Source organism: Bacillus cereus group sp. BfR-BA-01355, assembly GCF_022663675.1.
Classification (GTDB): Bacteria; Bacillota; Bacilli; order Bacillales; family Bacillaceae_G; genus Bacillus_A; species Bacillus_A thuringiensis_S.
Genome location: NZ_JAKUFY010000001.1, coordinates 13008 through 34956, shown reverse-complemented (window position 1 = coordinate 34956; position 21949 = coordinate 13008). Strand labels below are relative to the sequence as shown.

Genomic DNA, 21949 nt, shown 5'->3' with positions numbered 1-21949 from the left:
AAAAACAAGAAGAATTCCCCCCCTTTTTACTAGTACACTAAATGCTATAAAAGGGGGGAGATTATGAACAATAAAGCCATTGGATTATTTCAAGGAATTGCGTTATACATTTCAGCTATTCTAGGATCAGGTGTCCTTTTTTTATCGGGGGTAACGGCCTCAATAGCGGGCCCTGCATCTATTGTATCCTGGTTTATCGTTATTATAATTAGTTTTCCGCTTGCTTATTCCTTTGCTAGTTTGGCACGGATATATCCTGATTCCGGTGGAGCAGCAACCTTTGTTAGAAATTCTTTTGGATATCATCTTGGCAATATCGTTGGGTGGTTTTACTTTGTAACAGCAGCAGTTGGTCAAACGATTGTATCTTTAACTGGTGCTTTTTACGTCAGTCAGGCATTTGGATTTTCGCATTTTGAAACAATTATAATTGCCGTCTTTATTTTGGTAATTGCAGGTGTTTCCAATTATTACGGCGTAAATGTTAGTGGTAAAGTTGCAGTGATTTTAAGTTCCTTATTACTGATTCTTTTAGCGTCAGCTGTATTTGTGGCATTTCCAAGAATACAATGGGGGAATTTTACTCCCTTTGTTCCAAATGGATGGTTTTCTGTCGGGAACGCTATAACGGTTATCTTTTGGGCATTTTTCGGTTGGGAGGCGATTTGTAATCTGGCTGAGCACTTTAAAAGGCCAGAAAAAGATATTGTCAAAGGAGCAGTTATTAGTGCAGTTGTCATTGGATTATTATTTTTAGCGCTAAGTCTTGTCACTATTGGAACGGCCACGTATGGCAGTCAAGAAAGCAACCTGTCTCCTATCGGTGTTATAATGGGAGGTACAGTAGGCGGAGGTGCCAAAGTCGTTACAGCTGTTTTAGCTTTAATTATTTGTACAGGGACAGCGAATGCTTTTGTAGCCAGCCTAACGCAATTAGGATATTCATTAAGCAGAGATGGTGCTTTCCCAAAATTTTTCTCAAGGCTGCATGCAACTACTCAAATTCCAAGACAGATGGTATTGTTTGTTATCTGTTTTTCGGTAGCAGGTGTGTTAGTGACAAAAGCTTTGTCACTAACGTTTGATGATATTTTGTTTATACCGACTTCTCTTGGGATTCTAGTTTATGTTCTTTCAATGGCGGCAGGCGTTAAATTATTTAGGAAGAACACACTGGCATGGTGGGCATCGTTAATCTCTTTCATTTTATGTTTGCTGGTGATTCCATTTTTTCAATTGTATATATTTGTTCCGTTAATTGTCGTGGCTATATATGTGATTTATATGATTTTAAGTAATAAGATTTTCGCCTACAAGGGAGGATTAAAATCTAATGAAAGCTCAAAATAACCTTTCTAGAGATACCATGTGGAAAGCAACAGTATCATGTGATTCAGCGTATGACGGGATATTCTTTTACGCAGTCAAGACAACTGGAATTTTCTGCCGGCCTTCTTGCAAGTCTAAGGTTCCTAATTATGAAAATGTATCCTTTTTTTTAAATGCGCAAGAAGCTCAAAGGGCAGGCTATCGCCCATGCAAAAGATGCCGATCAGATCTAAATATAAAAATATACGACCCGTTCGAATGCGTTTTAGAAGATACTATGCGATTGATAAAAAATAATTATGTTCAAAACATGTCTTTAAATGAAATTGCATCAAGGGTAGGAGTTAGTCGTTTTCATTTAAATCGGAGTTTCAAAGAAAGAACAGGGTATACTCCTCGAATATATCTAGAAAGGATCAGAGTTAAGAAAGCAAAGGAACTGCTCTTGACAACGGTCTTTAATAGTACAGAGATTGGTTATCAAACAGGCTATCAAAGTGTATCTAGCTTTTATAATGCATTTAAAAGAAATACAGGATTTTCACCGAGTCAATTCCGGGCTTTCCATAGTGGAAATACCGTAAACCAAGAACTTGACTGAATTCACGTTCTTTAACAAAAGATAGCATGAATTAACAAGAGTGCTTTGTACTCATCGTATTTTTCGATAAATCATTACTGATTGATTAAAAGTAAACAACTTTGTATTGAACAATAATAAGCAATTTTTTCTCTGTTATAGAATTGTAGGCTTTTTAATTCAATCCTCAACAAACGGGCAGCATTATTGAACAAGTTTTATGAACTTTAGTGGTAGCATCATTAGTGAATTGCTTTATAACAACTAATTAAGGAGGGATAGAATATGAGAAATAACTTTCAAATCGTTGCGTTACAAGAGAAGGAGTTTAATAACCTATTTCTAATGAATGAAGAAGTATTAAAAAATATCGGGGCAGTCAAAATAATAGCAAATAAAAATCCTGGATATCCTTGCAGGGTAAGTTTGAAGGATGCAGAGGTAGGAGAAGAGGTAATTTTACTGAATTACCAATATCATAGTGTTAATTCGCCTTATAAAGCAAGTGGTCCTATATTTATACGAAAGGGAGCAACTACTGCTAAGCTAGATGTAAATGAAATTCCGCATATGTTACATCATAGGTATCTATCTGTACACGGCTACAATGCTGACTCAATGATTGTAGAAGCAAGGGTTACAGAAGGTGTAAATTTAAGAGAAAATATAGATGAAATTTTTGATAATAAAGAAGTAGAATATATTCATATTCTTAACGCTAAACCAGGATGCTATAACTGCCTTGTTAATAGAGTGTAAAAAAATTGAAAATGCAAAACTTCTATTATCCTATAAGGGGTACCACTAATCGCTATCAAGCTAATTCAACAAAATCTCCCCTAAAATGAAAAAATACGCTATTCTTTTTGTAGAATCATAGGAAAGGATGGCGTTTTTGTATGTCTATTTCTGTATCTGATGAATTACAACTATTTGCTCAAGAGATTCAAAGTTTTTTATCTCCAAATACCTTACGGGATCTTGCTAGAGATGTTGGTTTCGTGCAACGAACCAGTAAGATTTAGTCGCTTTATGTATATGGATGAGTCAAAATATCGCTACAACCTCTTTAGCTCAGTTATCTAGCTGTTTAGAATCATCCACAGAAGTACTCATCAGTCAGGAAGGACTGAATCAAAGGTTTAATAAATCAGCCGTTCAGTTTTTGCAACATATATTGACTAACCTTCTAAATAACAAATTAACTTCATCTATACCACTTTCTTCTCCATACACCTCTGTTTTCAAGCGTATTCGCATTTTAGATTCCACTGCATTTCAGCTTCCAGATATATTTTCAACCATTTATCCTGGGCTGGAGGATGTAGCCATACTGCTGGGATGAAAATTCAACTTGAATATGACCTATTAAGCGGACAATTCCTATATATCCATACAGGTCCAGGGAAACAACATAATCGAACCTATGGTTCTCTGTGTATTCCAACTGTAGCACCAAATGATTTATGTATCCGTGATTTAGGGTGTTTTCATTTAAAAGATCTTCAACATATACAACATAAAAAGGCTTACTCTTATCTATTAATAACTGTACATCGTCTTGCTCCTCTACAGATTAAACGCTCGGCTTCTCTTAATGAAATTGGAACAAGTACAGCTTCATCAACATCGTCTTCTACATCAAAAACCGCAAATGCTTCCCCACCCACGATTAAAACACAAATGAATTCTACTTCTAAATCATCATGAGACCTAGGAATACAATTAGAAATAGTACAACGTTGAATACCCCCTACTAACAATGTTCTAGCTTCTTGCTCAGATATTCGAATAAAAACAAATTCCTCTATGGCTACATTTCCAACTTCCACTTCAATTTCTACTAGAAGAAAGAATCTGTTTCTAATTTTCACATTTCCTATGTATACGTACACTTTCCAACACGCCTTCTAATTCCTCTTGTTTCGCTGTTCTATCAATTTTTGGTAAGAAAGATAATTGTTTAGTCATATAAGACCGCTCCTTTTTATTTTTAGATTATTTTTGTCTTATTGCTCCACGTCTTCGTTCATAACAAGGTCTATGCATCCCCATTAAATCCTCAATTTCACGAGTACTTAATTTCTCTTTTGGTTTTTTCTTCTTTTCTTGCTTGGATTTCTTTTTCCATTCATGTAACTGATTTTTTAACCCCTCCATTACCCCATCTCCCTTTTCAAAATAAAAAGGACACCCATTCGTAAAACAGCCTTAATTGCTGCTTTAATGAATTGGTGTCCTCTAGTTTTCTAGCTGGACGATATTCGAATGTTGTTTTAAATATCCCAATAGTCACTATTAACATCATTAGTATATTTGCTGATTTCCTTCTCTTTCCCACACTTTTCACATTTGAAATAACTAACTATCCCCATCTTACCAGTTTTAAAATCTTCATTGTCATGACTATTAATAAGTTTATATCTATGTATACATTTAGGTTCTTTTAATTTACCCAACCAATTTCCTAACATAAATTAATCCCTTTCCTCTCGAAGATATTCTTTCTATTCCCATCTTCTTAAGAATACCTTAGAAAATATTTCTAATAAATGTAACTTGGTAGCTTATTTTTCTTTAAACAAAAGGATTATTTTGTTAAAAGATTCATTCCAATTTATAACCACTATCTTTTTCTTATATTTTCCATTAAAATTTAATAGAAATATTTTGATAACAAAGGAGCAACCTATGAAGCATAATATAAATTTTTTGCTGGTATTAAAGGATTCTCTAAAGCAGGTAATTGGATAGCAATGCTTAGAAGCATAGTAACAGTTCTGCTAACATTGTTATTATCAGTGTTTTTAACACTAACTTTAATCGTTGGTTATGCATTAAGTTAAATGTAATTCTTCACGAATAAAACTAAATATTACGTCAATACTATATATGACATTAGATTTTCTCCTTGTTCCCCCTTGGAGATGAGCAGTTAGCTTTTGCTAACTGCTCTTATTTTCTACAATTGGTTTCATTTACCTGATGTATTTAACGTAATATTAAGTTACGATATAAACGAATAAAATATATTTGGCAGTTATACCATTACCCTAGGAAACTAGGGTTTTTATTTCTATAAAATGAAATTTTTATTGTAATTACTCACCCATAGTTTTATATTTTTCAAACATTCCATTCTTCCGGAGAGTATTTACTAGCTGCCTTATCGTTAATTCCGTTCTTCCTAATGCTAAAGCAATTCCCTTCACCTTTCCGAATCCATAATACTTACATATGTAGGCTAATTCTTTCGTTGTATACGGCTTCTTATGATTCGGATCGTAATCAGGATGATACTTCATTCGGCCCTGCGCATCATATTGAACTTCCACCCTGATCACTTTCCTTTCAAATGAAGTTTTTATTAAGCTACTTGATAAGCTTTACAAACCCATGATTCATCTTCGTCTGCATCATCCGCAAAGAATATTTCTACCTTCAATTTCAAACCATTCTCCATTACGGCCGTCGCTTCAAATACTCTGCTTATATGGTCAAATTGCTTGATATCCTCGTCCTCAACCATTCCGAATTCTTCTCGGAGACTATCGTAGAATTTTTCTACTGCACTTTCTAAATCATACTGACTTTTATATGTTTGTTCGTGAATTAACTGGACCTCCATTTTCATTCTCCTTTTCTAATAAAATAGCGTTTTTGTTTAGTTTCACTCTAAAAGTAAAATTTTCATTTTTTCATTCAACCAAGTTCATAACATATTCTTTTCCCCCGATAAAATAATGATTAGGTGTCCCATGCGCATTTTATTCACCGGAAATAATACCTTTCACGTACTTACGTATTAGAAACTTCATTTCTGCTTCTTCTCCACTAGCAATTTTGTTCACTTTTTTGATACATTTATGAAACATTCACATGTTATCTTCAATATGTTCTATTCTTTTTGAAAAACCATGTGAGAATACCAAAATAAGAAGCCTTAGAGCCCTAACTCTAGGGCTTCTTGTTTTCAAATAAGGATTTTGCTAAAAAACTACACATTTATTAAGAACATGCATAAAATATAATGTGGTATTTCTTTTTCAATATTAATGTTTATCCGAGAGCGCCTTGAATGGCGCTCTTTAATTTCCAAATAACATTTTTAGATAATTACGAGAGCGGATTTTATTATGTTGTACAAGCACTACTTCACTTTATTAAATAGACTATATAGATATCCAAAAGAAGGGAGCTTTAAATTCATATGGCTGATTACTTTTATAAAGATGGTAAAAAATATTATAAAAACCAATCACATTCCAACAATCAAAAAAATAACTGTTTTATTGAAACTCATACGATAGCTGGTTCTGCAGAAAATGCAAATGGAAATATACCTGTGTCAGTTTTCCTTGAAACCACCGCTCCACAAACTGTATTTGAGGATTTTACAAACAATCATAATAAAACATTAATTCAGTTATTCGTTGTCGGGATGAGTGCACCCGTTCAAGTAACTATTCTAACAAGAAGATCTAGCGTACCAATTACTACTACATTACAACCTGTTCAAACAAAAATATTTCAAGTTGAAGATTTTCAAAGTCTTACTCTTACAAAGCAGGAAGGTTCTACTAGTGTAGTTAGTTTATTTGTTCAAAAAACATTTTGTATATACTGTAACGATAATAACGATTCATGTGATGAATATTACCACGAATGTAATTGATATATTAAATCACCAGAAAAACCCTTTATATAAAGGGTTCTTTTCCTTTTACTCCCCTCATTTTACCGTTTTTTATTATGTTTCCTAACTTACAGTAATGTCCTTAAAAAATTTTTCATATATATTTATTAAACGCACTTTAAAATCCCAGAGTTTCAAATAATTTCAAAAGTCGACTGACCAACAATATTCGACTTATCTTTAAAAACTTATTAAAAATAACTTAGATACAAAAAGGCTACGTTTTATATAAGATAAAAAATTATCTTACGCAAAGGAGCTTGATTATTTGTGAATTACCAAAATGATAACAACTCTAACATTCACAAACCTTGTTCTTGTCCATCTCCCACGGCTAACAGTTTAAATGTTGTTCAAACTACCCCATCAATAGTTTCTGTAAACTCTGCGATTCCACTAGATACCGTGGTAAATTCTAATGGTACGGCAATCTCATTCACACCACCAACAACTGTTTTACTTGAAGGTGGAAGAACCTATTTGGCAATCTATGAAGTGCAAGTTATTATTCAACCAGGAGGTAATTCGGCAGGTATAACTATGTATCTGAATAATAATCCTATCATTGGCTCAGGTACTTCTCTAGGATATACAGCCGGATTCACTTCTGTATCAGCACCCGCAATTTTCACTACACCTCCAGGTATAACAAGTACTCTTACTGTTAATGTAGGACCATATTCTAATACATTAAATACGTTGGGCTTAACTCTTGCTGTTGTAGCATTAACATAACAAAATGTAAAACTCTCTAAAATGATTTTATTTGTCCCTTAACTGTCTATTGGGCTAGCCTCTAAGAACTCCCCATAACTACATATAGAAAAAGTACATTATTTGGTTCGATAGTACTAGGTGACTCGGCTAGCACAATTGTTGAGTCACCTATTTTTTTATAATAAAATAACGCTTTTAATTTTATTTCCATGAATACAGCAAAAAAAGAGGTCCTATGGCTCTTTTTTTATTCCTTAATAACAATCTAAATATGATAAAATATATCCATCACTCATATGTCCAAATATGTAATTTTCATAGCACCAAAATTATAACTAGACTTATATATAAATAAAAAAAGCACTCATTATGAGTGCTTTTTAAAGGTTATAACCTATCCATTTTTGTCCTAACAATGTATTAATTAAATACCATGCTTGTTTTACTTTAACAGGTTGATAAGCAACATAACCTACTACATTTGGGTTACCAGGATCATTATATAAAGGTTGTTTAGATCCAACATAATTCAATAATTGAGATCCGCCGCTTGTATAAAGATCCGCTTTATGATTTCCGTAAGCCATAACTTTTGAAGAATTGATAGACATAAATGCGAATGCTAGTACAAAAAACACTACAAAAACCTTTTTCATTTTCTTTCCCCCTTGCATTATTTTATATTTCCATTTTTTGCATTACTTAATTTTCAGTATATTGTAAATATAAAATTAGCAGTAACTTACATATCATATCCTATAACTGAATTTGTTCATATATGGTAAAATATATCCATCGCTCATATGTCCAACTATGCAATTTTCAAAGTAGCAACATTACAACTAGACTTATACAATATAATTCAAAACAAAATGAAGGAGTGTTTTAAGTGAAAGGACATATTCGAAAAAGAGGAAATAAGTACTTAGTGTTTTTCTGGTTATAAGACAAAAAAGAAGCAGTAAAAAATGTGGCGAAAAAGATTACGGATTTAAATGAAGGGACTTTTGTGGAACCGTCTAAGCTTACTTTAAAAGACTATCTCGTTCAGTGGCTAGAAATTAAAAGGATGAGTTTAAAAAAGAATACCTACGTTTCTTATAGTAGCAACATAACCCACCATGTTTTACCGAACATGCAGAAAGAAGCAGTAAAAAGTTTTGGTAAAAGTATCTTTGAATAGCTAATGTTTGCATTTTATAAAAAAAGCTAAATAAATCTTGTATGAACAAGGTTTATACATCCTAACACATGTTATCATGTATAATACATATGTTAAGTAAATTCAGAATAACGAGGCAAATATTATGGACTTTGTTTATATTAACCAAAACGTATTAAATAACCTTCTATACATTTTATGTAGTATATTTGTTTTTTATTTCATATATGATAGCAGGCATTATTTAAAAAAATACAAAATATTACTGATTACCCTTTGTTCTAGTATCCCGCTTATTTTATGTATGCGATACCCTATCTATATGGATGAAAGTTGTATTCATGATTTAAGACAAATTCCGGTCATAATAGGTACGCTTTATGGTGGATTCCCTGTCGGTATCATATTGTTTACAATTTTATTAATTACAAGATTTATATTTTATGGCTTTAATATGCTAACAGTCGTTGTTTACGGAATAATGTTCATCGTTACAGCACTCGCATCTTCAAAATTTAATACATATAATAGAAAGCTTAAAGTAGCTTTTTCCATGTTTTTAACCTTTTTCCTAGCAATATTTACAACTGTAATTGTATTAACTTTATCAGATTTTGAAGTGAATAATTTGTATATTATTTATTTCATGGTATTACCGACTACTTTAATGTTATTTATTGTTTATATAAATGAAGTTATTAAAGATGCTGTATTAATGCGCTCAAAATTAATTAAAATGGAAAAAATGGAGATTGTTAGCCAACTCGCTGCAAGTATATCGCACGAAGTAAGGAATCCTTTAACGGTTGTAAAAGGATTTACACAGCTTTTAAAAACACCAAATTTAACTCCTGAATCAAGAGACGAATATATTAAACATATACTTGAAGAGTTAAATCGTGCCCAAGAAATTATCGATGATTACTTAACGTTTGCCAAACCTTCTCCAGAAAAATTAGATCAAATTTCAGTAAAACAAGAGTTAAATCGAGTTATTAATATGATATTGCCATTGTGTAATATGAATACGATACATATTACACAGGATTTTTCTGAGGCAACCATTGTTGGTAATAAACAACACTTTCAACAATGTTTTTTAAACTTAATAAAAAACAGTATTGAAGCAATGCCTAATGGTGGTACCTTAAATATTTCCTCATCTATCAATAATAGTAAAGTTGAAATACGAATTGAAGATAGTGGAGTTGGAATGTCACAGGAGCAAATACATCGATTCGGTGAACCGTATTTTAGTACAAAAACGAAAGGCACCGGTTTAGGTACGATGGTTGCTGTTAAGATTATTGAGACGATGTATGGAAGTTTAAAAATCCGAAGTATCGTTAGTAAAGGAACGACTTTAACGATTACGTTCCCAAAATATAGTAAGAATACGCATTAAAACAAATAAAAAAGGAGCATAGTCGCTCCTTTTTTATTTGTTTCGATACATAAGTATCTTCAATGTTTTTTAGTTTACATTTGTGAAGACTAATTAAAAATTAGTATCCTCCGCCCCAGCAGCTGCATCCTACAATTATTAATAGAATGAATAACACAACTAATAAAGCGAAACCTCCACCAAAACCACAAGAACCACCGTAACTCATATTTTCTCCTCCTTTTGGTTTGAAAACTAATAGGTAGTTGATCATTTTAACTGGTTCGTATTATACATTATGTGTATATCCCTTTTTTGAGCATGTCTACATAAAAATAAGTAAAAGCACTCGTTTAAAGAGTGCTTTAAAATGGATACCAAAAATTTTGAAATACGTTTAATTTTAAATATACGGCAACAATGAATATGAAAACACCGGCAAATAAAGCGATGAAATCTTCACGTTTCGCCTTACTTGTATAAAACCATGTACGTTTATCCTTCTTTCCAAATCCTCTTAAATCCATTGCATTTGAAACCGTATCTATTCTTTCTAGAGAATGAATGATTAGTGGCCAGAAAATTAAAACACGGTTCTTCATACGAACCCATAAACTTGCTTCTCCTTTTTCAAAAGCCACTCCTCTCGCTTCTTGCGCGTGTTTAATAATTTTATACTCAGACTGGATGTCAGGAATATAACGCAGTGCAATATTTATTGCATATGTAATCTTATAATGAATACCAAATTTACTTAAACTACTTACAAATTCACTTGAATCTGTCGTGTAAATAAAAAGAAGTGTAAATGGTAATAACGTAAAATACTTTAATGAAAGTGTAGCTGCATAAAATAATGTTTCATATGTAATTGTTGCATATCCAATATGTAAAAACGAGGTATATGATTCAGTTAATTCAGATCCATAAGTGGGTGTAATAAATAAAATCATGACAGAGTTTAATAAACTAAATGTAAATATGACACTAAAAACAATTAAAATTTTACGAAATGGAATTTTAGCAATTCCGAGTCCAATACACCCAATAATAAATAAAATTAGCAACAACCTAAAATCAAAAAACAAAAAAGTAATCGTCATACAAAAAATAAATAAAAACAATTTTACTACCCCATCCATACGATGAAAATATGTACTATGCACCTTCCTCCCTCCTATTACTGTCTAAATAAAGCTCCATAAATTTTTCTGGACATACAATCCCACTAAATTTAACAAGCTTGGTTAAAGAACTCTCTCTTAAGTTGGCTCTTTGTAAGGTTTCTTGATCACCAAATACATTAGACACTGTATTATCCGCAATAATTTTCCCTTCATGTAGAACTACTGCACGGTCTGCATATTCTAGTGCGAGATTCATATCGTGAGTGATAAAAACAAATGAGATTCCCTTTTTAGCTAGTTTTTTAATAAACGACATAAATTGTTTATAATGATAATAATCTTGTCCCGCTGTCGGTTCATCTAATATGATAAGCTTGGGATCTATTGTTAATACAGATGCGATTGTTACTCTCTTTTTTTGCCCATAGCTTAGCGCTTGAATTGGCCAATTACGAAATGGATATAAACCACAAATTTTTAAAGTTTCTTCTACTCTATTCTTAATTTCTTCCTTAGAAAAATTATTTAATTTTAATGTAAATGAAACTTCTTCAAAAACAGTGGGCTGTGTAATCATATGATTTGGATTTTGCATCACGTAAGATATGGTTTCCCCACGTTTACGAATAGACCAAGAACTAATATCTTCACCCTCTAACAAGATTTCCCCATTTTTCATTTTGTTTATGCCTATAAGACTATGAGCTAATGTTGATTTCCCTGCTCCATTATGTCCCAACAGTGCCACAATTTCTCCTTCATATATTGAAAGGTTTACATTTTCTAATACTTTTTGTTTATTAGGGTATGAAAATGATAAATTCTCCACTTTAAGTAATTCCTTGTTTTTAGTATTACCTTTTAATATGACTTGTTTCTCCATCCACTCTCTTATAACGTTGCTTACCTTTTCCTTTTGAAGGTTTTCCATTGGATATATTACGTCATTATTACTATCAAAATGTAATCTCTTTAATGCTTCGATGTAAATAGGCTCTCTTAAGCCAATACATGGTAATATATTTGACGCTAAGATTTCTTTTGGTGTTCCTATTGCAATGACTTTACCTTCATCAATTAATATAACTTTGTCTAAATCCAGCTTTAAAATTTCTTCTATTCTATGTTCGATAATAACAATCGTTTTATTATATTGCTCATGTATATCTTTCATAAGTTCTATCGTATGTAAGGCGCTTAGCGGATCTAAGTTCGCTAACGGTTCATCGAACAATAATATATCCGCATTTGTTGTTAATAAACCAGCAAGAGAAACTGTTTGTTTTTGACCTCCTGATAATTCATGTGGACTTTGTTTATGAAACGTATGCATCTTCACCTTTCTTAATGAGTCCGAAACAATCTTTTTCATATCCTCTTGATTTACACATTCATTTTCTAAATAAAAAGCTACATCTTCTTCTACTGTCAGACCAATAAATTGAGCATCTTGATCTTGCAAAATTGTTCCCACATGTTTACTCTGTTCAAAAATACTGCCTTCCCTCGGGTCTTTACCGGCAATTAATACGTTACCTGTACTAATCCCTTCATAAGAAAATGGAATTAGCCCATTGATACAATGAGCTAATGTCGACTTTCCTGAACCACTTCGTCCAGCAATTAGCACTTTTTCCCCAGGGTATATATGAAAGGTAATATCACTTAAAGTAGGCTGCGCAGCATGCCCGTATTGAAAGGTGAATTGTTCAAACGAAATAATTGGTTGCATGTTAACATCCCTACTTTTCAATTTTTAAATGTGCATGTTTCTTATTGGATTTCGCCAAGCCAATTGTAAGTGGCAATCCAAGAACTAAGAATACGATAACATCGGAAATTGTTGCTCCTAATACTTGTATAACAATTTTGTCAAATGGTTCTCCCATCACAATAATATCGAATGCCCCAGCAAATATAATAGCAATGACAATACCAACTAACCCAGTAATTGCTAAATAAGAAATATCTCCCTTGTTAAATGACCCGTTTTTCACACTAAAACCAACTCTTTTTTGAATAAGACCCATTGAAAAACCAATAATCCCTGAACTAATAACCCAGCCCCACCATATCCCCCAGCCAGCAATCGTATCTGTTACGGTATGACCGATAAGTCCGATTAAGAGTCCTGCCACTGGACCAAATAATGCTCCAAAAACAGTTAATATAGCTAATGCTGGTTTAATAAATGTATTCGGTGCAATAGAAAATCCCCAAAGTCCTAATATCCCGTATAAGGCTGCTCCAATCCCGATTGCTACTACTAACTTTGTTGATAATTTATTCATTACAATTCCCCTCTCATATTGGTCAACTTTTATTATTCTATATTTATTTTGAAAATGAATTATGCATCGACACTTCCTTTCTATACAACAAAAAAATGACCTCTTACATAAGAGGTCATTTTCTTTCACGTTCAAGAATCCTCTTATCTTTCAAAAAACACATCGTGTCCTCTGCGGAATTAGCACCTTCCTATAAAATTGCATAGGGGTTGCTGAGGTTTCTTAGGGCCGTTCCCTCCACCTCTCTGGATAAGTATTAATTTGTAATTCGTATTATGGCACTAAAAAGCATAAATTTCAATACTTTTCTAACTATTTTTATTTTTCGTTAAATAGTACATTTAAATCATTGTATTCTTATCGGAATTATGAAATAATAAATTCAAAATCGTTTCGGGAGGAATGCATTATGAAAGTTATTGGTTTAATTGGGGGATTAAGTTGGGAATCTACATCATTATACTATAAACATATTAATACACTTACACTCTCTCAATACGATCAAAATGCGAAGCTAGTTTTATATAGTATGGACTTTGGAGAAGTAACTACTTTATTACAAAACCATCAATATGAAGAAGTAAAAAATGAACTAGTCACGGTTGCAAAGAAGGTTGAAAAATCTGGGGCTGACTGTTTATTAATGTGTTCAAATACTGTACATCTATTTGCCGAAGAAGTAGAACAAGCAATCTCTATCCCGCTTCTTCACATTGGCGATGTAAGTGCTAAAGAAATGGTAAAACAAAATATAAAACGTATCGGACTATTAGGAACAAAACAAACGATGGAGCAAGATTTCTATAAATCACGATTAGCGAAATATAACATTGAGACAATTATCCCAAATGAAGAGGAAAGAACAGTTATCCATCATGTCATATTAGATGAATTAAGTAAAGGGATCATTTCAGAAGCATCTAAAGAAAAGCTATTACAAATTACAAAGTCATTAATTCAAAACGGCGCTGAAGGTATACTATTAGGCTGTACTGAAATACCTTTACTCATCTCCCAAAATGATCTTACTGTTCCCGTTTTTGATACTGCTTTTTTACATGCAAATACTGCTGTGCAATTTGCTGGATAAGAATATACAAGCATAAAGGTACGAACCTCTATGCTTGTATATAGTTACGACTATTTCCCCCGCTATTTACGGGCAGTAAAACCCCCAACGATTAAAGTTTCACTTTATTTAAAAGAGATTCAATAACTGCAATTACTTCTTTTGAACCACCACATTCTAAAAAGCTATCATTAAGTTTTCGTATACCATGCTTATACTTTTCGTTTGAAAGAACATCTGTTACAGCCTCTTTTAAAGAGTGCACATTAACATGTTCTTTCAATAGTCTACGCGCTGCTTCCAGTTCAGTTAATCTTTGCGCTATCATAGGCTGATCTTTATCATGCGGTATTATTACAAATGGGACATTATAATGAATGGCATCGTGTACGCTATTCATGCCGCCATGTGTAATAAAAACATCCGCTTCATTTAATATTTCTGATTGAGGTACGTATGGAGCAATTATAAAATTATCTGGTGCTTTCTTAATTTTAGAAATATCATTTCTATCACCAATTGCCATTACAACTATCCCATCAAAATCTGAAAAAGTATCAATACAAGTATTAAAGAATGGTTCGAGTCCTTCAAGCAGTGTTCCCATTGAAATATAAATAACTTTCTTCTCTTTAAGTGATTCCAGTGGAAACTTTATATTTGTTTTACGCTTTGAAATACTCGGTCCAATAAAAATGTTATTTTCTCCGAACGATTCGCTATTAGGTTGGAAATAACGACTTGTGTATACGAGACAAACATCACCCTTATTATTCATAAATTGAAGATTATTCTTTGGTTTTACTCCAAATTCATGTTCCATCTGGTTTAGTAATTTTTCAGAGATCTCCTCTGGTTGGAATGGTATATCTGCATTTGGATGAAAAGGTAATGTCTTCAAAAACTCTGAAGGAATTAAAAATATAGGCGAGGACACTACACCTGGAACTTGTAAATACTCCTTTACTAACTCTCCCGCACCAAATATATCATAAATTACGAAATCAAAATTTATGCTTTCACTTAATTGTTTCGTAATTTCTAATATATATAAAGAAGTTTGAACATGCACATGAAAGAAAGCATTTAACCCAGATGAGGTTTCAGCATCAATAGAAATCTCCTTTAATAGATCCGGATGTGTATGTACAGTAGCTCCTAAATCTTCAATCCTATCTTTAAAGTTTGCAGTTGTAATATAATGTACGTTATCCCCTCGTTCAGTAAAGGCTTTCACTAAATTTAATGTAGGGTTTACATGTCCCTCTGCTGGAAAATTAACTACTAAAATATTTAGCACTTATTCCTCACTCCTTACATTTCACTGTTTTAATTAAAGCATACTGTTATTTGTACATGTAATCGTCCCCTAATAGTCCTAAAATGCTTGCTACATTATGTTGATAAATAATTTTCAGTCATCAACATAAAAAAAGCATCTACCTATGTAGATGCCTAACCGTGATAAGGAGTGTTCTGTGAGGTTAGAACAAGCTTCTCTGCTTGTCCTATGCTATCAATATATGATTTATTTTATAAAACGTGAATAGTTAATAGAATTATTTTTTCCATTTTATATGATCAAATGGATAAAATACCATTTCTACTTTACCTATTATATTTGACTCATCAATAAGTCCAAGTGTATTCCTACTATCTTTACTATGATTACGATTATCCCCTAACACAAATAATTTATGCGTAGGAACTTTTATTTCTCTCAAATTTGAAAAACGATTGGATACTTGTGACATATCTAAATGTATATACGATTCATCACGCTTTTTACCGTTAATAAATACCTCATCCTCTTTTAGTTGTATGTTATCCCCCGATAATCCAATAATTCGTTTCACATAGTAAGTAGGCTCGTCTTCTTTTTTTATAATGACAACATCTCCATGATGAAAAGACGATAAACAGACGTTTACCTTATTAACAAGTATATAATCTTTTTCATTCAAAGTAGGTTGCATCGAAATTCCTTCTACCATACAAAATAAAAATGACTTATTAATAAAAATAACCCCTATTATAATTAAGATGTAGCTACATATGTTCCTCCAATATTTTAGAATAAACGGCTTCATATATACCTCATTTCTAATCTATTCCCAGATAAAAACGCCTCTAGTTCACATGAATGCTAGAGACGTTTCGTCCATTTTAATTCTCTTTAGAGGCATCTGTTTTTGGCGCTTCACCAGTTAATCGCTTATTTTTCAAATCAAAATAAGCATCTAAAACTTCTTTTCCAATATCGGAGTTAATGCCCGATTTATCATTTTCAACCCACGGTACTACAACAGAAAATGCTACTTCTGGATCATCATATGGCGCATATCCAGCTAATGTTAAGTTATAACATTCTCTACGATCGCCTTTCGCATTTCGCCCAATTTCATTTTCTCCACCATATACAGTTTGTGCGGTTCCTGTTTTACCAGCTGGTTTATATGGTGCTTTTTGGAACGCTCTTACTCCCGTTCCATCTCCTTCTTGAAATACTTTTCTAAATCCTTCTTTTACTTGATTAATATATTCTTGTTTCATATCGATTCTATTTAAAACAACGGGTTCTATTGATTGTACTACTTTACCAACCTCATCTTTTTGAACGGTTTGTTCTCTAATCTCTTGAACAATTTGTGGTTTCATTCGATACCCTCCATTTGCGATAGTCGAAATATATTGTGCAAGCTGAAGTGGTGTATATGTATCATATTGTCCAATAGAATAATCTAATAAGAAACCAGGCTGATTATCTTTTCTTCCAATTTGTCCTGCAGTTTCATTCGGTAAATCAATACCAGTTTGTACGCCTAGTCCAAATTGCCTGAAATAATATCTCATTTTATCAAAATATTCTTGTTTAATATCTAGTGAACTATTTTTCACATAATCCACACCAGCAATTTTTAATGCTATATTAAACATATAAACGTTTGAAGAAACTTGTAACGCTCTTAGATCGTCTATATCACCAAAATTTTTCCAAGACTTCTTTTCCTTAGTTCCTTTAAACTTCATAGGTGCATCATAAAAATGTGTTCCAGGAGTTATTGCATTTGTTTCAAACCCTGTTAACACTGTCGCACCTTTAACCGTTGATCCAAGCTCATATGAACTTGTCAGCGTGCCTAAAGCATAATCTTCTACTTCCATTTTCCCATCTTTTTCTACAAGCCTTTTCCCAGCCATTGATAATACTTGGCCATTTTTAGGATTCATCATCACTACGAAAGCACGGTCTAACATTGATTCTGATCCTTTATATTGTTTTAATATTTTTTCTATACTCTCCTCTACTTTTTTTTGCAATTCCATATCTATGGTTAAAGTTAAATTTTTACCGCTTTTTCCTTCCGAAACCGTTTCCGTTCTCATTGTATTGCCTTGTTTATCAGCAATGCTTCTTACTTCTTTTTTCGTACCATGAAGTACATCTTCGTATTGCTGTTCGATATAACTTTTGCCGACCCTATCATTTCGGCTATAATCACGCACTAAATAATAATCTAATCTTTCACGTGGCAATCCTTCATCAGCATTTGAAACGTTACCAAGAACGGAACGGAATAGACCATCATTTACATAGATTCTCTCCCAATCAACTGATGCGTCTACCCCTGGAAGTTTCGCTAAATTTTCACTAATCACCGCATATTCCTGTTCACTAACGTCCTTTTTAATAATTTGAGGTGCCATCTGAAAACCTGAGGTCATTTTACTTTTAATAGCTAACACTTCTATATCTTTAGCCGTTAGTTCTTGAAGATTTTTATCTGTAACGCGCTTCCTTTTTAAATCTTCTATTTTTTTGTCTAGCTCTTTTCCGGTAATATCCTTATCTCGGAACTTATCTATTTCTTTTTTTGATACTAAGTCTTGAGTAAGTTCTGGATTTAATTGCATCCAAAAGTCTTTCTTATCAGTCTCAGTTAACTTATCTATATCTTCTTGCGGCATTTCAATAATGTCTGCAAGTTGTCTTGCTGATTTTAATATTTCTTCTTGTTTTACACCTTTCACCTTTGTATATGTAATCGTACGTAAAGACTTATTATCAACTACTGGATTTCCTTCACGATCAAATATTTTCCCACGTGGTACAGAAAGGCCCACGGTTGCATTTTCTCTCTTCTCTACTTCATTTTTATATGTTTCTCCATCAAAGATTTGCACTTTTCCTAACTGAATAATGATGCCAGAAAATAATAAAAAAACACAAAGGAATAAAATATTTAACCGGAGAGGTACTACTCTACCACTCTTCTTCTCTTGTTTTTTCACCTTGTCATAATCTCCTCCTTACAATATTCCAAATAATAATCACTTTTCTATATTAAAAGTAATGTACAATTTTTATACATTGCTTTGTACAAATATTAATATAATGTTTAAAACTTAATAGAAATTAAAACAAATGTAAAGAAAAGATAAAGTTTACTAAATTAAATATAAAAAATACCCAATAACAAAAAGATTAGCTTTCACTAATCGCTTTGTTATTGGGTATTAATTGATTTAAGAATTACTACTAGTGCGTATTGCTATACATTTATCGTCACAATTAGAAAAAGATTGTTTACTTTGTACTTTCGGTAAGTAAATTGTTACTGTTGTCCCGACACCAACCTCGCTCATGATACTAATTGTCCCTTGATGACTTTCAATAATTTTATAACTTAACATTAATCCAATACCAGTCCCTTTTTCTTTCGTACTATAAAAAGGTTCACCTAATCTCTTAATTCTTTCTTCAGGTATTCCTATTCCTTCATCTATTACATGAATGATGACACCATCATCATTTATTTCTTTTATGTGAATTGAAATTTCCCCACCATTTGGCATAGCTTCGATTGAATTTTGCAAAATATTAATAAATACTTGTTTCAATTGATTTTCCGAGCATTCAATAATTATATCTTTGTCATCCGTAAATAGTTCAACTTGAATATTTGTCATAATTGCTTTTGTATTCATTAACGATACGACATTTTTAAAAATTTGATAAATATTTTTCTTTTCTGTATTTATCTCATCTGTTTTAGCAATTGACAAAAATTCTTGCAGGATCGCTTCTATCCTTTCAATTTCAGAAAGCATAAGATCAAAATATCTTTCTTGATCTTCTTTATTAATTTGGAATAACTGTATAAAACCTTTAATTACAGTTAAGGGATTTCTTACTTCATGAGCTACCCCAGCTGCTAATTGACCAATTGCTGCAAGCGTATCTGATTTGTTTAGCAATTCTTCTGTCTTTTTTCGCTCTGTAATGTCACGTACAATAATCATAATTTTATCATGTAATAATGGTAAGCACCTAGCTTCAAAGAAATCAATACTTCCATTAAGTGTGAGTGGATATTCTACAATTACATTCGTTCCTTTTTCCTTCACTTGATTAATGGCTTCCTGAAACTGCTGTACTACTGAAGATGGTAATACTTCGTAAAACTTTTTTCCCATAAAAGCTTCTGCGGGTACGTAAAACTTTGTAGGAGATCCTGCTTTGTAATCTATAATTGTGCCATCATCTTCTGTTAAGAAACATAAATCTGGTAAAGCTTTAAATATTAATTCCAGTTCAGATGTTTGTTGTTTTAACTGCTCTTCTATCGCTTTTAAATGTGTAATATCTACACCAACAGCCCAATAACTATATCCTGTTACAGGAAACTGTTCTGATATATTAGACCACATTATTGTTTTGATTTCACCATTTTTACATGTTAAGTGCATTTCCCAATCTCTGAAATTTTTTCCACAAGTTAAAAATTTCTTTTGTATTTGCTGGCGATAACTATGATCAGGATATAATAATTGAAGTGCATTTGGATTTCCAATTATTTCTTCAGCGGTATAACCTGTTACAATTTCACATTCTCGGTTCCACAAAACAAAATCTCCATTATAATCAAGCGCATCGACCATAACAGGCATGTTTTGTAAAATCGTATGTAGTTCCTCCTCTTTCTGAGAAAGCAACGTTGTTTTTTTACTTTGAATTACTTTTATTGCGCCATCTAAAATTAAACTTGAGAGCATTTCAAAGTATTTTTGACAACTGAAAATTTCGCTTTTTTTGGACCATACAACAAAAGATCCTAAATGTTGATTGTATAAGAAAATGGGGATTTCAATCTTTGGAAGTTTACTCTTAATTATCTCATTCATTCCGAATGAAAAAATACACTCTTTTTCAGCATCAAGAAGTTGATGTGATATGTTAGTTAATTTATAAAATTGTTCTGCCATGGTTTCTATTGTACTCACATCAATAAGTTCCATTAGCCGCGAATTCATTCCTTTTTCACCTCAATATGTAAAATTAATACAAATCTAAAATTCATACTTCTCCATTATACGAAGAAAGCTAGTGTAGGTATATAGCTGTAGAATAATTATTCGCACAAATTTTATTTTTCAATTAAAATAAGAAAAGAATGTATATACTGAATATACCTTTAATTAGTAGATATTTCGTTCATTCCTCCTTACATTCACTGAATTTTTCCTTGAGGGTCATACGCGTCACTAATAACGGTATAAAAATGCAACAAGTATAAAATTCATAAAATATTCACAAATTTCATGAAAAATATAAACATTTATTCCAATATATTCTATATAATGAAATGTAATAAGGCTTCTATGAATCTCATAGAATACCTTACCCCTAATAAAAAAGAAAAAAGAATCCCTTTGGATTCTTTTTTCTTTTTTAATTACATTACATATTTATATAAAGCATGTGCCACACCATGTTCTTCATTTGATAACGTTTCGTATTTACAGATTGTTTTTATTTCTTCAACTGCATTACCCATCGCAATTGATATGTTCGCTTTTTCCATCATAGAAACGTCGTTTAGCCCATCACCTATCGCTACAGTGTTTTCAACTGGAATATTAAGATATTCTGCTAAAGTATATAATCCATTCCCTTTTTGAGCATCTCTATGATTAATCTCTAAATTGTGCCAATATGAAGATGTAATTGCTAAATCTGTATTATGAATAAATGTTTCTTTTAGTTTTTTTAATTTCTCAATATCATAAGAAAATGGTAATAGTTTATGCACATGTATATCTGTTTCTACAATTGGCTTACAACTTTCCGCACTATGAAACGCTGTATGCTCAAGATATAATGCTGCGATTGTTTTTAACTCTTTCAAGTCGAAATTTTCTTTTGAATTCTTCACATACTCAATTTCATTACGTACACTCTCTACTCCATAATCCGGTACATACACACCTTTATCAGTATAAAGCTGATAATATAAACCATTCTCTTCAAGATATTCCACAATTTCAAGTGCCTGCATATTTTGAATTGGATATCTCTTCATCATTTTCTTATCTTTATATATAAGCGCACCATTTTCCGCAATGATTGGACACTCTAAATCAACTTCTAACAATAATCGTTCAATATCAACAATAGAACGTCCAGTACAAATTGCTACAACATGGCCAGCTTCTTGACATGTTCGAATTGCTTCTGCATTTTCTTTACTAATCATTTTATTCCCCGAAAGAAGAGTTCCATCTAAATCAATTGCGATTAATTTCATTATTT

Annotated in this window: 22 protein-coding genes, 3 pseudogenes and 1 riboswitch; of the genes and pseudogenes, 10 read left to right on the top strand and 15 right to left on the bottom strand. The window is 32.2% G+C overall.

What is annotated here, in order from left to right:
* Nucleotides 1-63: 63 nt before the first annotated feature.
* The 4 genes and pseudogenes from MR167_RS00195 to MR167_RS00180 form a co-directional block, all read left to right on the top strand.
* Entirely contained in the window at nt 64-1350 is a 1287-nt protein-coding gene (locus MR167_RS00195) for an APC family permease (protein WP_242313651.1), read from the top strand.
* Entirely contained in the window at nt 1334-1930 is a 597-nt protein-coding gene (locus MR167_RS00190) for a bifunctional transcriptional activator/DNA repair enzyme AdaA (RefSeq protein WP_242313649.1), read from the top strand. Before MR167_RS00195 ends, MR167_RS00190 begins: the two co-directional genes overlap by 17 nt.
* A 264-nt stretch (nt 1931-2194) precedes the next feature.
* A complete protein-coding gene (locus tag MR167_RS00185; protein ID WP_001245407.1) occupies nt 2195-2668 on the top strand; it encodes a DUF1203 domain-containing protein in 474 nt (157 codons plus the stop codon).
* A gap of 140 nt (nt 2669-2808) precedes the next feature.
* Nucleotides 2809-3442 (top strand): annotated as a pseudogene (locus tag MR167_RS00180) (IS4 family transposase); the annotation flags it as partial.
* 2 nt (nt 3443-3444) lie between these two features.
* On the opposite strand, the gene MR167_RS00175 reads toward MR167_RS00180, so the two are convergent.
* From MR167_RS00175 to MR167_RS00165, 3 genes are all read right to left on the bottom strand, one after another.
* Nucleotides 3445-3804, bottom strand: coding sequence for a hypothetical protein (locus MR167_RS00175; protein ID WP_098437260.1), 360 nt, complete (start codon nt 3802-3804; stop codon nt 3445-3447).
* A 103-nt stretch (nt 3805-3907) separates the two neighbouring features.
* On the bottom strand, nt 3908-4069 hold the full coding sequence (locus tag MR167_RS00170; RefSeq protein ID WP_002082702.1) for a hypothetical protein: 162 nt from the start codon (nt 4067-4069) through the stop codon (nt 3908-3910).
* Nucleotides 4070-4185: 116 nt separating this feature from the next.
* On the bottom strand, nt 4186-4383 hold the full coding sequence (locus MR167_RS00165) for a hypothetical protein (protein WP_000901426.1): 198 nt from the start codon (nt 4381-4383) through the stop codon (nt 4186-4188).
* 85 nt (nt 4384-4468) lie between these two features.
* Here MR167_RS00165 and MR167_RS33575 point away from each other — a divergent pair.
* Nucleotides 4469-4755 (top strand): annotated as a pseudogene (locus tag MR167_RS33575) (hypothetical protein).
* 255 nt (nt 4756-5010) lie between these two features.
* On the opposite strand, the gene MR167_RS00160 reads toward MR167_RS33575, so the two are convergent.
* Together MR167_RS00160 and MR167_RS00155 are read right to left on the bottom strand one after the other, a co-directional pair.
* Complete coding sequence (locus MR167_RS00160; protein ID WP_000453747.1) at nt 5011-5244, bottom strand: hypothetical protein; 234 nt, start codon at nt 5242-5244, stop codon at nt 5011-5013.
* Between the two features lie 32 nt (nt 5245-5276).
* Nucleotides 5277-5537 carry a hypothetical protein gene (locus tag MR167_RS00155; RefSeq protein WP_000453679.1) on the bottom strand — a complete coding sequence of 87 codons (261 nt, stop codon included), beginning with the start codon at nt 5535-5537 and terminating at the stop codon, nt 5277-5279.
* Between the two features lie 582 nt (nt 5538-6119).
* Here MR167_RS00155 and MR167_RS00150 point away from each other — a divergent pair.
* On the top strand, nt 6120-6584 hold the full coding sequence (locus MR167_RS00150) for a hypothetical protein (protein ID WP_000796390.1): 465 nt from the start codon (nt 6120-6122) through the stop codon (nt 6582-6584).
* A gap of 291 nt (nt 6585-6875) precedes the next feature.
* Entirely contained in the window at nt 6876-7340 is a 465-nt protein-coding gene (locus tag MR167_RS00145; protein WP_001109242.1) for a hypothetical protein, read from the top strand.
* A 362-nt stretch (nt 7341-7702) separates the two neighbouring features.
* Here the strand turns inward: MR167_RS00145 and MR167_RS00140 are convergent, their stop codons facing one another.
* Nucleotides 7703-7978, bottom strand: coding sequence for a hypothetical protein (locus tag MR167_RS00140; RefSeq protein WP_000755350.1), 276 nt, complete (start codon nt 7976-7978; stop codon nt 7703-7705).
* Between the two features lie 233 nt (nt 7979-8211).
* Here MR167_RS00140 and MR167_RS33270 point away from each other — a divergent pair.
* Together MR167_RS33270 and MR167_RS00130 are read left to right on the top strand one after the other, a co-directional pair.
* Nucleotides 8212-8460, top strand: a pseudogene (locus tag MR167_RS33270) (tyrosine-type recombinase/integrase); the annotation flags it as partial.
* Between the two features lie 169 nt (nt 8461-8629).
* Entirely contained in the window at nt 8630-9889 is a 1260-nt protein-coding gene (locus tag MR167_RS00130) for a sensor histidine kinase (protein ID WP_000348332.1), read from the top strand.
* Nucleotides 9890-9989: 100 nt separating this feature from the next.
* Here the strand turns inward: MR167_RS00130 and MR167_RS00125 are convergent, their stop codons facing one another.
* The 4 genes from MR167_RS00125 to MR167_RS00110 form a co-directional block, all read right to left on the bottom strand.
* Nucleotides 9990-10097: a YjcZ family sporulation protein gene (locus tag MR167_RS00125; protein ID WP_000120182.1), complete on the bottom strand. Its 108-nt coding sequence runs from the start codon at nt 10095-10097 to the stop codon at nt 9990-9992.
* Between the two features lie 136 nt (nt 10098-10233).
* Nucleotides 10234-11034 (bottom strand): energy-coupling factor transporter transmembrane component T family protein, encoded by an 801-nt coding sequence (locus MR167_RS00120; RefSeq protein WP_000556368.1) that lies wholly within the window; start codon nt 11032-11034, stop codon nt 10234-10236.
* Nucleotides 11027-12727 carry an ABC transporter ATP-binding protein gene (locus tag MR167_RS00115; protein ID WP_001182502.1) on the bottom strand — a complete coding sequence of 567 codons (1701 nt, stop codon included), beginning with the start codon at nt 12725-12727 and terminating at the stop codon, nt 11027-11029. Before MR167_RS00115 ends, MR167_RS00120 begins: the two co-directional genes overlap by 8 nt.
* A 10-nt stretch (nt 12728-12737) precedes the next feature.
* The gene (locus MR167_RS00110) at nt 12738-13286 is read right to left on the bottom strand and encodes an ECF-type riboflavin transporter substrate-binding protein (RefSeq protein WP_001038209.1); all 549 of its coding nucleotides are present in this window, start codon (nt 13284-13286) and stop codon (nt 12738-12740) included.
* Between the two features lie 140 nt (nt 13287-13426).
* Nucleotides 13427-13542, bottom strand: a riboswitch (SAM riboswitch).
* A 153-nt stretch (nt 13543-13695) separates the two neighbouring features.
* On the opposite strand from MR167_RS00110, the gene MR167_RS00105 reads away from it, so the two are divergent.
* Nucleotides 13696-14376, top strand: a complete 681-nt coding sequence (locus MR167_RS00105) for an aspartate/glutamate racemase family protein (protein WP_000864388.1) — start codon at nt 13696-13698, stop codon at nt 14374-14376.
* 91 nt (nt 14377-14467) lie between these two features.
* On the opposite strand, the gene MR167_RS00100 is transcribed toward MR167_RS00105, so the two are convergent.
* From MR167_RS00100 to MR167_RS00080, 5 genes are all read right to left on the bottom strand, one after another.
* Nucleotides 14468-15655, bottom strand: a complete 1188-nt coding sequence (locus tag MR167_RS00100; protein ID WP_242313647.1) for a macrolide family glycosyltransferase — start codon at nt 15653-15655, stop codon at nt 14468-14470.
* 259 nt (nt 15656-15914) lie between these two features.
* Entirely contained in the window at nt 15915-16445 is a 531-nt protein-coding gene (gene lepB, locus MR167_RS00095; RefSeq protein WP_242313645.1) for a signal peptidase I, read from the bottom strand.
* Between the two features lie 76 nt (nt 16446-16521).
* A complete protein-coding gene (locus MR167_RS00090; protein WP_000743779.1) occupies nt 16522-18648 on the bottom strand; it encodes a peptidoglycan D,D-transpeptidase FtsI family protein in 2127 nt (708 codons plus the stop codon).
* A gap of 234 nt (nt 18649-18882) precedes the next feature.
* Nucleotides 18883-20670 carry a PAS domain-containing sensor histidine kinase gene (locus MR167_RS00085; RefSeq protein ID WP_001088546.1) on the bottom strand — a complete coding sequence of 596 codons (1788 nt, stop codon included), beginning with the start codon at nt 20668-20670 and terminating at the stop codon, nt 18883-18885.
* A gap of 422 nt (nt 20671-21092) precedes the next feature.
* Nucleotides 21093-21944 (bottom strand): Cof-type HAD-IIB family hydrolase, encoded by an 852-nt coding sequence (locus MR167_RS00080; RefSeq protein WP_000766389.1) that lies wholly within the window; start codon nt 21942-21944, stop codon nt 21093-21095.
* Nucleotides 21945-21949 lie beyond the last annotated feature (5 nt).

Bases quoted from the DNA above. Each gene is read 5' to 3' on its own strand.
- MR167_RS00195 (WP_242313651.1), top strand. From the start codon at position 64: ATGAACAATAAAGCCATTGGATTATTTCAAGGAATTGCGTTATACATT.
- MR167_RS00190 (WP_242313649.1), top strand. From the start codon at position 1,334: ATGAAAGCTCAAAATAACCTTTCTAGAGATACCATGTGGAAAGCAACA.
- MR167_RS00185 (WP_001245407.1), top strand. From the start codon at position 2,195: ATGAGAAATAACTTTCAAATCGTTGCGTTACAAGAGAAGGAGTTTAAT.
- MR167_RS00170 (WP_002082702.1), bottom strand. From the start codon at position 4,069: ATGGAGGGGTTAAAAAATCAGTTACATGAATGGAAAAAGAAATCCAAG.
- MR167_RS00165 (WP_000901426.1), bottom strand. From the start codon at position 4,383: ATGTTAGGAAATTGGTTGGGTAAATTAAAAGAACCTAAATGTATACAT.
- MR167_RS00155 (WP_000453679.1), bottom strand. From the start codon at position 5,537: ATGGAGGTCCAGTTAATTCACGAACAAACATATAAAAGTCAGTATGAT.
- MR167_RS00150 (WP_000796390.1), top strand. From the start codon at position 6,120: ATGGCTGATTACTTTTATAAAGATGGTAAAAAATATTATAAAAACCAA.
- MR167_RS00140 (WP_000755350.1), bottom strand. From the start codon at position 7,978: ATGAAAAAGGTTTTTGTAGTGTTTTTTGTACTAGCATTCGCATTTATG.
- MR167_RS00130 (WP_000348332.1), top strand. From the start codon at position 8,630: ATGGACTTTGTTTATATTAACCAAAACGTATTAAATAACCTTCTATAC.
- MR167_RS00125 (WP_000120182.1), bottom strand. From the start codon at position 10,097: ATGAGTTACGGTGGTTCTTGTGGTTTTGGTGGAGGTTTCGCTTTATTA.
- MR167_RS00115 (WP_001182502.1), bottom strand. From the start codon at position 12,727: ATGCAACCAATTATTTCGTTTGAACAATTCACCTTTCAATACGGGCAT.
- MR167_RS00110 (WP_001038209.1), bottom strand. From the start codon at position 13,286: ATGAATAAATTATCAACAAAGTTAGTAGTAGCAATCGGGATTGGAGCA.
- MR167_RS00105 (WP_000864388.1), top strand. From the start codon at position 13,696: ATGAAAGTTATTGGTTTAATTGGGGGATTAAGTTGGGAATCTACATCA.
- lepB (WP_242313645.1), bottom strand. From the start codon at position 16,445: ATGAAGCCGTTTATTCTAAAATATTGGAGGAACATATGTAGCTACATC.
- MR167_RS00085 (WP_001088546.1), bottom strand. From the start codon at position 20,670: ATGAATTCGCGGCTAATGGAACTTATTGATGTGAGTACAATAGAAACC.
- MR167_RS00080 (WP_000766389.1), bottom strand. From the start codon at position 21,944: ATGAAATTAATCGCAATTGATTTAGATGGAACTCTTCTTTCGGGGAAT.